This window comes from Parasediminibacterium schistidii (assembly GCF_046546515.1).
Classification (GTDB): Bacteria; Bacteroidota; Bacteroidia; order Chitinophagales; family Chitinophagaceae; genus Parasediminibacterium.
The window spans coordinates 1-13427 of the sequence record NZ_JBKHKJ010000023.1 but is presented as its reverse complement, the minus strand read 5'-3'; the positions used below and the strand labels follow the sequence as shown (position 1 = coordinate 13427).

Annotated in this window: 8 protein-coding genes; 5 read left to right on the top strand and 3 right to left on the bottom strand. The window is 40.8% G+C overall.

Translation table 11 applies throughout. The features are described 5' to 3' along the window. Positions 1-5 precede the first annotated feature (5 nt). From ACHFIY_RS13390 to ACHFIY_RS13380, 3 genes are all read left to right on the top strand, one after another. Complete coding sequence (locus tag ACHFIY_RS13390; RefSeq protein WP_410846612.1) at positions 6-2489, top strand: PIG-L family deacetylase; 2484 nt, start codon at positions 6-8, stop codon at positions 2487-2489. Between the two features lie 339 nt (positions 2490-2828). Further along, on the top strand, positions 2829-4571 hold the full coding sequence (locus ACHFIY_RS13385) for a sodium:solute symporter family protein (protein ID WP_410846611.1): 1743 nt from the start codon (positions 2829-2831) through the stop codon (positions 4569-4571). Between the two features lie 111 nt (positions 4572-4682). Next, positions 4683-5438, top strand: a complete 756-nt coding sequence (locus ACHFIY_RS13380) for a hypothetical protein (protein WP_410846610.1) — start codon at positions 4683-4685, stop codon at positions 5436-5438. 98 nt (positions 5439-5536) lie between these two features. On the opposite strand, the gene ACHFIY_RS13375 is transcribed toward ACHFIY_RS13380, so the two are convergent. From ACHFIY_RS13375 to aspS, 3 genes are all read right to left on the bottom strand, one after another. Next, the gene (locus tag ACHFIY_RS13375) at positions 5537-6130 is read right to left on the bottom strand and encodes a porin family protein (protein WP_410846609.1); all 594 of its coding nucleotides are present in this window, start codon (positions 6128-6130) and stop codon (positions 5537-5539) included. Positions 6131-6292: 162 nt separating this feature from the next. Further along, complete coding sequence (locus tag ACHFIY_RS13370) at positions 6293-6832, bottom strand: SRPBCC family protein (protein ID WP_410846608.1); 540 nt, start codon at positions 6830-6832, stop codon at positions 6293-6295. Positions 6833-6980: 148 nt separating this feature from the next. Continuing rightward, the gene (gene aspS / locus ACHFIY_RS13365; RefSeq protein ID WP_410846607.1) at positions 6981-8807 is read right to left on the bottom strand and encodes an aspartate--tRNA ligase; all 1827 of its coding nucleotides are present in this window, start codon (positions 8805-8807) and stop codon (positions 6981-6983) included. Positions 8808-9669: 862 nt separating this feature from the next. On the opposite strand from aspS, the gene ACHFIY_RS13360 reads away from it, so the two are divergent. Beyond that, entirely contained in the window at positions 9670-12276 is a 2607-nt protein-coding gene (locus tag ACHFIY_RS13360) for a M1 family metallopeptidase (protein WP_410846606.1), read from the top strand. A 925-nt stretch (positions 12277-13201) separates the two neighbouring features. Beyond that, complete coding sequence (locus ACHFIY_RS13355) at positions 13202-13402, top strand: hypothetical protein (RefSeq protein WP_410846605.1); 201 nt, start codon at positions 13202-13204, stop codon at positions 13400-13402. Positions 13403-13427 lie beyond the last annotated feature (25 nt).

The following is a 13427-nucleotide window of genomic DNA, read 5'->3' as shown; positions in this document are numbered from 1 at the left end:
CATTCATGAACAAAATTCCTTTCCTTTTTGCAATAAGCTGTTTATTTTTTACAGATACATTTTCCCAAAGCCCAGCCACCTATAGCAGTGCGGACATTTACCTGCAACTGAAAAAACTGAATGTACTCGGTAGCGTATTGTATATTGCAGCACACCCCGACGACGAAAACAATGGGCTGCTCCCCTATTTTGCCAAGGAAAAGCTATACCGTACTGCCTACCTAAGCCTTACCCGTGGCGATGGTGGACAAAACCTGATAGGCAGCGAGCAAGGCATAGAACTAGGGCTAATCCGCACGCAAGAACTATTGGCAGCCCGCAGGATAGATGGGAGCGAACAATATTTTAGCCGTGCTTATGAATTTGGTTTCTGCAAAAATGCAGCCGAAGCCCTGAAAATATGGGGCAAAGACAAGATTTTAAGCGATGTGGTCTGGATTATCCGGCAGTACCAGCCAGATGTGATTATAACCCGTTTCCCGGGTGATGCCCGTGCCGGGCATGGCCACCATGCGGCTTCTTCATTATTAGCAAATGAAGCCTTCACGGCAGCAGCAGACCCAACAAAATTCTCAGAGCAATTCCAATACGGCGTAAAGCCTTGGCAAGCCAAAAGGATATTGTGGAACACCTTTAATTTTGGAGGAACCAACACAACAGCAGACGACCAGTTGAAAATTGATGTGGGCAGCTACAATCCGTTGCTTGGCAAAAGCTATGGCGAAATAGGCGGCGAGGCAAGGAGTATGCACAAATGCCAAGGCGAGGGCAGGCCTAGAAGGCGTGGCGAATACATAGAGTATTTTAAAACAACTGGCGGCGATGCCCCTCGAACTGATCTGATGGAAGGTATTGATATTGGCTGGGGAAAGATACCCGAAGGGCAAGCTATTGCAACAAAAATTAATGAAATAGTGGCTACTTTTAATTTTGAAAAGCCAGCTTTGAGCGTGCCTATTTTGATACAGGCTTACAAACTAATACAAGCAACGCCTGCAAGCAATTGGCATACAAAAAAACTACAAGAGGTACAGGATATTATAGAAGCATGTAGCGGTTTGTTTGCCGAAGCCACCACGGCACAGCAAATGGTTGCACAAGTAGACACGATAAAACTGTCTTGTTTTTTAAACAGTCATAATGGCTTAAACATTGCTTTACAACATATTGCAATAGGCAATTGGGATTCTGTTGTAAATAACCCATTGGGGAACAACCAGAACTTCATCATCAATCATAGCTTGCCCGTGGCAGCCAACAAAAAAATAACACAGCCTTATTGGTTGGAATATCCGTTTGCAGGTGGCAGCTTTGACGTGCGGGACCAAACATTGATTGGAAAGGCAGAAAATGATGCACCTTATTATGTTACTTATGCTGTGGTGATAGAAGGCGAAACATTTATGATTAAGAGGCCAGTTGTATACAAAACAGTAGACCCAGCCAAAGGCGAACTGTACCAGCCCATTGCCATTATCCCCAAAATAGAATTAAGCTACAATAAAGACAATTTTGTATCTATCAATGGCAACCCCGTGAAAGCGGAAGTGCATTTTAAATCGAATGTAAAAGACAGTGTTTTGTACCATATCAACCAGCAATACTCACCCGCTTGGAAATTCAGCGAAGCGAATATTAAAGTAAACCCTTTCAGCTTTTCAGAAAACACATGGACGGGTTATTTTACACCGCAAACTAAAAATACAAATGCCGCAGAAGTGGCTAGTTTATATGCCAACAATGGCATTTATGATGGTTATACCAAAACCATTGCCTACGACCATATACCTACTATAACTTATTTCCCCAAGGCAAAAGCCAACCTTGTAAATGTTGACTGCAAGATAGTGGGCAAGAAGATTGGTTACATACAAGGCCCAGGCGACAAAGTGCCGGAAGCATTGCTGCAAATGGGATATGAGGTGAAAATGCTTGGCGAAGCCGATATCAACGAAGCCACTTTGGAAAAATACGATGCTATTATTACTGGTGTGAGGGCATATAATCTGTTTGAGTACCTGACCAACAAGCATGAGATATTGATGGCTTATGTGCGAAATGGCGGCAACCTGATAGTGCAATATGCCAAAAGCAACCAAGTGGGCAGCAAAAACATCAAGATAGGGCCATACCCTTTTATTGTGAATAGTTTGTCGAGGGTAACGGAGGAAGATGCAACAGTACATTTTTTATTGCCAAACAATCCCCTTCTAAATTACCCCAATAAAATTACTGCAAAAGATTTTGAAGGATGGGTACAGGAACGCAGCACTTACCAAGCAGAACAGGCAGATCCACGCTACGAAGCCGTGCTGGGGATGAAAGACAGCGGCGACAAGGCAGAAAGCACAGGCAGCCTACTTACCACGCAATATGGCAAAGGGAGGTTTAGCTATGTAAGCCTAGTATTGTTCAGGCAATTGCCCGCAGGTGTGCCAGGGGCTTATAGGCTAATGGCAAATTTGATTGGGCAGAAAAAGGGTAAATAAAGAGGCAACGAGGCAATGGGCAAAGGAGGCAAAAAGTAGCATATTCCTCACTTACGACTTATGACTTACCACTTATGATTATGGAACGAAAAGGCATTAGCATATTTGTAATACTTGTTATTGCATGGGTTATTGGAGAGTTTTTGAAGAATGTAAAATTAGGGTTACTGATAGGGCTGGCTTTGGGGCTATTAATGAGTGGTTTGCTTAAAATGAAAAAATGATGGCAAACAAAAACAACATACCTTTTTTCTCTACTTGGCGGCAGTGGTATATCTTTATCATTGTAGTACTAATTGCATTAGTACTATCATTCACATGGTTCACTAAACACTTTGCATGAGCACATTAGACTGGATAGTATTAGTGGCTACCCTTGGCTGCATCATTGGCTATGGGCTGTACAAAAGCCGCACTACCCGGGACTTGGAAGGTTATTTCCTAAGCAACCGCAGTATGCCTTGGTACTTGGTGCTGCTAAGCATCATGGGCACGCAAGCGAGTGCCATTACTTTTTTATCTGCACCCGGGCAGGCTTTTACCGATGGTATGCGGTTTGTGCAATATTATTTCGGGCTTCCATTGGCAATGGTGGTGCTTTGCATCAGTTTTGTGCCATTGTTCAATAAACTAAAAGTATTCACGGCCTACGAGTTTTTAGAAAAGCGGTTCGATAGTAAAACACGGACCTTTACCGCTGCACTTTTCTTACTGTCAAGGGGCTTGTCAACTGGCGTAAGTATTTATGCACCGTCTATTATTTTATCTTCTTTACTCGGCTGGGATATTTTCTGGACAAATATTGTGATGGGTGGGCTATTGATTATCTATACCGTTAGCGGTGGTGCCAAAGCTGTGGCCTATACTCAGCAGATACAAATGGTTATCATTTTCATGGGCATGTTCACAGCAGGATATTGCATGGTGCATTACCTGCCTTCGGGTGTTGGGTTTATGCAAGCCTTGCAGCTAAGCGGCGCAGGCGGCAAGCTAAATGCCATCACCACAGGCTTCACAGGCAAAGGGTTTGACTGGAAGGACAAATACAATATTATCAGCGGCACCATTGGTGGCTTTTTCTTGGCACTATCCTATTTCGGCAGCGACCAATCGCAGGTAGGCCGTTACCTCACGGCCAAAGATACCACAGAAAGCAAGCTAGGTTTGTTGATGAACGGGCTAGTGAAAGTACCAATGCAGTTTTTGATATTATTATTAGGGGGAATGCTTTTTACTTTTTACCAGTTTAATGCTGCGCCTGTTTTTTTCAATAAAGCCCTAGCCGACAAAGGCAAGCAAACAGTTTACAACAGTAAGCTGTCTAACCTAGAAAAAGACTACAATACCTTCCAGATCCAGCAGGAAGCCAATAGCAAACAATACCTTGCCAACACCCAAAGCCCACAATTGAAAGCCAATTTAAAAGCAGGTGCCGCAAAGCTGGCTGGTGTGCAACTGGAATACAAGGCCACGCTGCAAAAAGCCTTGCCAAATGAAGACACCAACGACACTAACTATATTTTCCTAAGATTTGTAATTGATTTTTTGCCTAAGGGGCTAGTTGGCCTATTGATAGCCATTATTTTCATGAGTGCGTGGGGTTCCATTGCTGCTGCCTTGAATGCCTTGGCTTCTTGCACCATGATAGACGTGCACAAGCGGATATTCCCCAATAACGAACGTTTTGTACATAAAGAAGCGCAATGTGCTTATGAGTACAAAACTTCTCGCCTATATACGCTTGCATGGGGCATATTCAGCATCATCACTGCCGAGCTATCTTCTGGCATTGGCAGCCTGATAGAAGCTGTGAACATTATGGGGTCATTGTTCTATGGCGTTATCCTCGGTATTTTCCTGGTAGCTTTTTACCTCAAACAAATACAGGGCAATGCTGTTTTTTATGCCGCCATTTTAAGCGAACTATTGGTGATCACCCTTTTTACCCTTGATAAAAACGGCATTATTGGTTTAGGGTTTTTGTGGTTGAATGTTGTTGGGGCATTGAGTGTGGTAGTGGTGGCTTGGGTGTTAGGAATAGCAGGGCTGAATAAGGGCTTGTCAACTACAGCAATGCAATAATTATGTGGGTGCATTGCCTTAAATATACCTTAATGATTTATTTTCGTAGGCGTATTTGTAAATGAATGAAAACAAATTGCCTGATAGGCCATTTGTGAATTGGGTTAAAATATGCGTAAAGACAATGATAAAAAAATAGTGTTCACTACTTCTAAAAAACTAAGCCGCAAAGCCGCAGAATGCTATGTACGCGTAATTGCTACTTTATTGCCTCGGAGGTATTGGTACAAATCAGCTTATAAATCAGCCTTTTTATTAGCTGGCTTGTCAAGGAAAGTAATATTAAAAAAAGCTAAAATTAATTATTATGCAGCCCAAAGATTAAATGCATTTCTTGGTCTCTTTACAGCTAAAGGAAAAGAATTTTATATACCTACAAGAATAAAGGGAGCAGAATACCTCAATAGCCAAAAGGAAGGTTTAGTTATTTGCACGGTACATTTGCCACTTGTAAAAGTGGGCTTTGCAGCAATTTTGAAAGAAGGTTATGAAATACATGGAGCAATAGCTCATAAGCAAATAAAAGACAGGTTAATGCAATTTTGGGGATGTACCCAAACAGCTCCTACTATATTGGCAGATAATACTGCTTTACTAAAAACAAGGGCAATTCTAAAAAGAAAAGGCACTGTTATTGTGATGATTGATGCACTTTTAGGAATGGCATTCTCACCAAATATGCTACGCCTAGCAGGAAAAATGGAAGTTAAAGTTTTATTTTTGATAGCCAAGTTATCGCCAGATGGGGTTATAGATGCCGAGTTTCTCCAGCCACCTTACCCAATATGCGACACCGAAGACAAAATAAAGGAAAATTTAGATTTCTTGAGGAAACAAGTAAACGATACGATGGCAGCTTATAGCTAAGGCCTTTAAATCACTTAGTTATCGGTCAACATCTTCATAGCAATAAAAAAGGCCGATGCAAACATGCATCAGCCTTTTTTGAATAAAATAATTTCTAATTAAAGTAATTTAATACCTACACCTACTTGTATTTGTTGACTTTTCCATTTATCGGTATTGTAAGCAACTTTTGCATCATTTTGATCACTTAAGCCAACAACATAACGGGCATAAACCCTTAATGAACTAACATGAACCTGAGCACCAGCTACTATTGCAAAATCTCCGCTCTTAAATGCATCATTCACGTTATCAACACCACTTTTACCTTTGTTTAAAAGGATACTATATTGCGGTCCCAAGTTGAAGGTTAATATTTTAGCAACATTATACCTTAATAAAACTGGTATTGAAAGATAGCTTAACTTAATGTCAGTAGAAAAGCTACTTGCTACACCACCTACAGTTGTAGCAGTAGAATAAGTAGTATTGGTTTGGCTCAGCAGCAATTCTGGTTGAATACCAATTGTACCTAACAAATCAACTTCTGCAAATGCACCTGCCTGATAAGAAAGCTGATAGCCTTTATCAAAAGAGTTCCCATCAATTTTTGTGCCTATTGCACCAGCTTTCACGCCAAGGCTAAAACTTTGGGCATTAACAGAAACACAGATAGCAGCAATAGCTAAAGAGGATAACAAAATTTTCTTCATATAATTAATTTTTTCAAAAATAGCTCCAATCATTGTACCAAAACACAAACCGTAAAAGTTTGTTGCTTTTTTTTAACAGATTTAAAGGTTGTTTTTTACCACATAGGCATATAGCACACATAAGAAAGAAAAAAAATGAAAAAGCATAGTTTTTATTATCCCCTACTTTTCCAAAATACTTTTTAGGTTACCCAGCCCAATAGCAAGGTCGCCGCCAATCATTTTTTCCATGTCCATAAACAGCAGCATAAGATTCATGGGATAGTTCATTTTGCTTTGGAAACCCCATGTTACTTTTGTTTTGGTACTGTCAAGTGCAATAGTAGTTATTTCAGCATCTGCAAGGCCATCAAATGGCTTTATGAAGTGTATGCCCATTTCTAGTTTTTCGCCTTCTGTTATCTTTTTTATTTCCTGTATGCCTTGACCTACATCTTTTTTGTCGCTTTCCCATGCTGAGGTAAACCCAACAGTACCATCTATACCTTTGTATTCTTTTCTCATTTCTGTGTCCATCTTAGCCCATTTGCTATAACTATCTTGGTTTTTTAGATACTTAATATAATTAAAAACCTGTGCCTTGGGCTTGTTAATTACAATTTCCCTTTCTACAGAATAGGTTTTCTTTGCAAATGCAGCAACAATCAAAGCAACGGCAACAATAGCTACCAATACAATAAAAATGATTTTTAAGGCTTTCATCTGGGGGGCAGTTTTTTGTTTTATTTAAAGTTCAATGTTAAGACTTATTTTTAAATTAATAAAAAATAAAAAAATGGATGGCAGCCTATAAAAGCTACCATCCATTTATACTTTACATTACCCTGCAAGGCAACCGCAGGGGTTGCCCCTATAATGCCAATTTTATTTTCAACTCTACTAGTTGTTTATCATCTATGCTGCTTGGTGCATCCAGCATTACATCCCTGCCGCTATTGTTTTTAGGGAAGGCGATAAAGTCACGGATGCTCTCGCTGCCGCCTAGAATGGCACAAAGCCTGTCAAACCCAAAAGCTAGGCCCCCATGTGGCGGTGCGCCATATTCAAAAGCACCTAGCAAGAAGCCGAATTTATGGTTGGCTTCTTCCTCTGTCATGCCTAGGGCAGCAAACATTTTCTCCTGCAATTCCCTTTGGAAAATACGGATGCTCCCCCCTCCTATTTCGTTGCCATTTAGCACCATGTCATAAGCATTTGCTTTGATGTTGCTATATGGGTGTTCTAGGTATTTTGCTGCATCTTCAATCAATGGGTTATTATTAATCATTACATCAATCTGGTCTGGCTTAGGCGATGTAAAAGGATGGTGGCGGGCTACCCATCGGTTATCTTCCTCTGCATATTCAAACAGCGGGAAGTCAAGCACCCACAATAGTTTAAATTCGTCATTCTTCCGCAAGCCAAGGCGTGTGGCCATCTCCATGCGCAAGTCGCTGGTGGCTTTGCGGGTGCGTTCCTCTGCACCAGCCAATATCAATATCAAATCTCCTGGTTGTGCTTTTGCGGCAGCAGCTATGGCTTTTAGCTTGTCCTCGGTATAAAATTTGTCAACGCTGCTTTTAAGAGTACCGTCTTTGTTGCACTTTATGTACACCAAGCCTTTCATGCCTATTTGTGGCCTTTTCACCCATTCTGTTATTTCGTCAGTTTGCTTGCGGGTGTACTCACTACAGCCGGGGATGGCAATTGCTAAAACCGTTTCGGCATCATCAAAAACTGGAAATCCTGTAAGTACCCCTGCATCTTCTAAAGAACTTGTCTTTGAAAGGAAAGCATGTTGTGGAAATTTTAAATTGCCTATCTCCAAGCCAAAACGGATGTCTGGCTTGTCATTGCCATAGTTCCACATCGCATCTTCCCAAGTGATGCGTTTTACCACATCGGTATAATCAATATTTTTAACGTCCTTAAATATGCGTTTGATTAACCCTTCAAACATTTGGAGAATATCCTCTTGTTCTACAAATGCCATTTCACAGTCAATCTGTGTAAATTCTGGCTGCCTGTCTGCACGCAAGTCCTCGTCACGGAAGCATTTTACTATCTGGTAATAGCGGTCGTAGCCACTTACCATCAGCAACTGCTTAAATGTCTGTGGGCTTTGTGGCAATGCGTAAAACTGTCCTTCGTTCATCCGGCTTGGCACCACAAAGTCCCTTGCCCCTTCAGGGGTGGATTTAATAAGGAATGGGGTTTCTATATCCATGAAACTGTTCTCGTGCAGGTAGTTCCTTGCACTGCGGTTTACGGCATAGCGCAATTCCAAGTTGCGTTTTACTGCATTCCTGCGTAAATCGAGGTAGCGGTATTTCATGCGTATGTCATCCCCGCCATCGGTATCGTCTTGTATAGTAAAAGGCGGCACGGCACTTTTGTTCAGTATCTTATAATCGCTTACCAATAACTCTATCTCACCAGTGGGTATATTCAGGTTTTTATTGCTACGTTCGTTTACTTTACCCGTTGCTTGCAATACAAATTCGCGGCCTAGCGGCTGTGCATCTAATTTAGCATTGAGCGATTCGTTTAATAACAATTGGGTGATACCATACCTATCCCGAAGGTCCACAAAAGTAATGCTCCCAAATTTCCTTACTGTTTGCACCCATCCTGCAAGGGTAACAGTTTGCCCGGCTTGCCCAATCCTCAATTCGCCACAGGTATGTGTCCTATACATTGTATCCTATTTTTTTGAGCGGCAAATATAGAGAAATGAAGGGAGGTAGAAAGGAAGGAAATACACAACCAAAATTACCATATCATGTCCTGAAATACGTTTACCATTTTTTGTTAAGAAAATCGTGTTTTTCAATATTCCTGATGTTGCCCTTCGGGCAACTTTGCTTTTTTGAATAAGACTTGTATGTATGTTCTTGCTTTCGTGGGCATGATTTGATGCCTGCATTTCTAGGCAGCAGCGCCTTCTTTCCACATTACAAATTTGCACGGCTTCCTGCAGTATCTTGTTTAAAGTTGCCAAGTCTGGGATATAGAACGGAAGAAAATGTAGCTAAGCTTTAAACCCGGATTATGCAGTTGACTTCGTTATGAAAGGCTCAAATGCAATAAATACAAGTATTTGAGCCGAATTTTTGGTCGAAAACATAGTGTACTATGGCAAGGCCAAAAAATCAAGCAAATGCTTGTGTTTGAAGTAGTTGAGTCTTGCAATAGATTTCAACTGCAAAATCCGGGTTAAAGCATATAAAACATTTAAGTTAATTTTTCTTAAGTAATAAGCCATAATTACCTTAATATAATTCTGCGAGGGTTTGGTTCTTGCCCCTCTCCTTCGGAGAGGGGTTGGGGTGAGGTCTCTAAAATAAATAGTATTAACTTAATTAAGTCTGCATACTTAGCTAGTCATAGTCTTTCAAAAAAGCAAATGCTCGGGATAGATATAGCAATAATGAGCATAACAAATTTCACTTTAATCTATAAAATTCCATAAATCCTGGTTCAGACATGGCCTTTTAAACAATATTTTTTGTTTATAATGCTTCTACCATTAATTTAGGCACGTAATCAACAAAAGATTTATGAATTTTATCAAAAACCCTTTACGCCTGCTAGCAGCTTTCCTTGTTATTGCACTAAGTTCAAATGCACAGCAAGCAGCTCCTTCCAAGTACGACCAGCACAAAGTATTTAACCCGCTTTTTTACACCACCAATGGCAACGAATACCGTACTGCTGGTGGTGAGCCGGGCGTGAAATACTGGCAAAACAAAGCCGATTATAAAATAGATGTAACGTTGGACACGGCTTCGCATAGGATAACTGGTAGTGCCACTATTACTTATACCAATAACAGCCCAGACAAGCTGCCTTTCCTATGGCTGCAACTGGACCAGAATATTTACAAGGAAGACTCCCGTGGAGAATTGACTAGCCCTGTAACAGGTGGACGCTTTTCGGCCAAAACCTTTACCAAGGGCAGCGAACTGAAAACAGTAACCGTTATACAAAACGGAAAAGCCGAAAAAGTAGATTATCTAGTAAACGATACCCGCTTGCAGCTAAAATTGAAAGATACCCTAAAAGGCAACGGTGCAAAAATTACCATTAAAATAGATTATTCTTTTGTGCTTCCAGAATATGGCACTGACCGTTGCGGCAGGCTAAACACAAAAAACGGCTGGATATACGAAGTAGGCCAGTGGTACCCACGGATGGAAGTGTATGACGACATACTTGGCTGGAATACACTGCCTTATCAAGGGGCAGGCGAGTTTTACCTAGACTATGGAGATTATGACTATACCATCACTGCACCAGCCAACTTGGTTGTGGTAGGTTCTGGCAGCTTGGCAAACCCTACCGAAGTTTTGAAACCTGCTACTATTGCAAAATTGGCTAAGGCCGCCAGCAGTGATGCAACTGTTTCTATTAAAGATTCAACAGAAATTACAGGTAGTTCTTTTTATCCAGCCAAACCAAGCCTTACTTGGCATTTTACTTGCAAAAATACCCGCGACGTAGCATGGGCAGCATCCAAAGCGTTTATTTGGGATGCAGCAAGGATTAATTTGCCTAGCGGCAAAAAAATATTGGCACAATCTGTTTACCCAATAGAAAGCAAGGGCAACGATGGCTATGGCAGGAGCACGGAATATGTAAAAAACTGTATTGAGCTATATTCGGATGAATGGTTTGAATATACCTACCCAGTGGCTACCAATGTAGCGGGTATAGTAGGCGGCATGGAATACCCCGGCATTGTTTTTTGTGGACACAATGCCCAGAAAGGCGAGTTGTGGGAAGTAACCAACCACGAGTTTGGCCACAACTGGTTCCCAATGATTGTAGGCAGCAACGAGCGTAAATATGCTTGGATGGACGAAGGTTTTAATACGTTTATCAACGGTGTTGACACCAAAGTATTCAACAAAGGCGAATATGTAGAAAAAGAAGACGTGCAGCAAAAAGCAAAATATGCTTTTGGCGAAAAGGCGGAAGCCATCATGAACATACCTGAAGTATTAAGCCCCAACTTCCTAGGCGTCGCTGCTTATGATAAGCCAAGCGTTGGTCTTAATATACTGCGCAACCATATATTAGGCAAGGAAAGGTTCGACTATGCTTTCCGCACTTATATCAAACGTTGGGCATTTAAGCACCCAACCCCTTGGGACTTTTTCCACACCATGGAAAATGTATCTGGTGAAGACCTAAGCTGGTTTTTTAGGGAATGGTTCTTGCACACCTGGAAGCTAGACCAAGGCGTGAAAAAAGTGGTTTATCAGGAAAACGATGAAAAGAAAGGTGCTTTAATAACCATAGAAAACCTAGAAGAAATGGCACTGCCAGTGGTGCTTGCCATAAAAGAAGAAAATGGCAAAAAAGACACCATCCATTTACCTGTTGAAATATGGCAACGTGGCGGCACATGGACATTCCGCTACAAATCAACTTCAAAAATTACCAATATCACTATTGACCCTAACCATGAATTCCCGGATGTGAACCCAGACAACAATGTATGGGCAGGGGCGAATACCAAAGCAGTGCCTGCTGGCACCACGGTAAAAAAAGTATTTGACAACTACATCAAAGCCATTGGCGGTACCGAAAAAGTAAAAGCCATTACAGACCTTTCCGTGGCTTCTGTTGGCACCATACAAGGCGTGGAAGTAAACATGACCGTGAAGCAAAAAGCACCGGACAAATATTTTCAGGAAATAGCCATACCTACCATGAGCATGGTACCTTTTAAAATAATCATCAATGGCGACAGCGTTTCCGTATTCCAAAACGGACAAGCTGCTCCATTGCCAGACGAGGCAAAAGCTGGCTTTAAAAGCAATACAAAAATATTTACTGAATACGATGCCAACCTAGCTAGCTTCCAGTTGGCGCCTAACTTAGTTATTGCAGGTGATGGGCTTGCCTACCTAGTAACAGAAACAAAAGCAGACGGCAACAAAACCGAACGCTACTACGATGAAAAAACAGGCCTAAAAGTAAAAGAAGCAACCATAAAAGGCGGCAATACTTCTAATACAGAATACAGCGATTATAAAGAACTGCCCAACGGCGTAAAAATACCCTACACCCGCAAAGGCGAAATGGGCGGCTATTTAATAGAATTTAAAGTAAAAGAAGCAAAAGCAAACAGCAATATTGCGGATACAGACTTTAAATAATAGTACACACCTTTTTTAAAAGTTATCGGCCTGCCAGTTTTAAATTGGCAGGCTTTTTTTTGTTTTATTGGACAATTTGTTGTGAAATAAAATGCTTCACACGCTCGTACAAGTCCATCATTTTATGCCCATTTTAAGAAAGAGGAAATTGAAGAACTAGCGAAGATTTGAAATGGCTGTTTTTCTGCTTTTTCCCTGATTTATTTTTTTTCTGTCGTGTCTTTTTGCTTGTAACGCATTGTTATTCAGCTATTTTATGTTTTTTAAACCTCGTTTTTTATGATAATTTAAGTGAATTTTATGATAGTTTATTGATAATGAAATGGTAGTATTCTAATAATGGAATGATAGTTTATTGATAATAAACTGATAAGATTTTGAGGGTGAATTATCATTTTCCCAAGCCATCTACCAACTGGTGCAGGAGCTAAAGCTAATGTGGCTAGTGCCTGTTTTACTGTAAAGTTGGCATGGAATAATATATAGCCCAAAATAAAAATCCTATATGGGGGAAATATGCCCCCATGAGCATCCCATAATTCCCCCATATAGGATTGTGCTTTTCAATATCCCGTAAATTATTCCCAATTTTACATTATATGGCTCCTTTGCCCACATTTGGTTCCAACCGAACCGGTTGCCCTAGCCTTGTGGCACTATTTTTAACATTAAAATAAAAAAGTTATAATATGTTATTTTTACTCAAAAAATACGCAGAAAGTAAGCACAAAACATGCATTAAGTATGCACAAAACACGCAAAAAGTAGGCACAAAATACGCATAAAATACGCACTCATAAAAAACGTAAACTACTGTATTCCAATGAGTTATGTTCATGTAAAGCCTAATATTTAAAATTTAGGAAAAAATGCCTTGCCAAACCATAGTGCAAATGAAAGCTATTCCTTTTGAAAAAATACTCAGATGACACTCATTACAAATTTGCATATACACACCCGCTGGCTAGGCCGCAACCTGTTTGAGCCACCCCAAACCCTGCTGCCCGAAAACATAAGCCCCACCACAGCCGAAAAAAACCTGCAGGCACAAATAGCTACGCTGCAACAGCAATTGGCGGATTTGCAAAAGGAGAATGCGTTGTTGAAGGAGATTTCAAATAGCTAGGGGGCAACTTCCCGAAAGTTCCAAA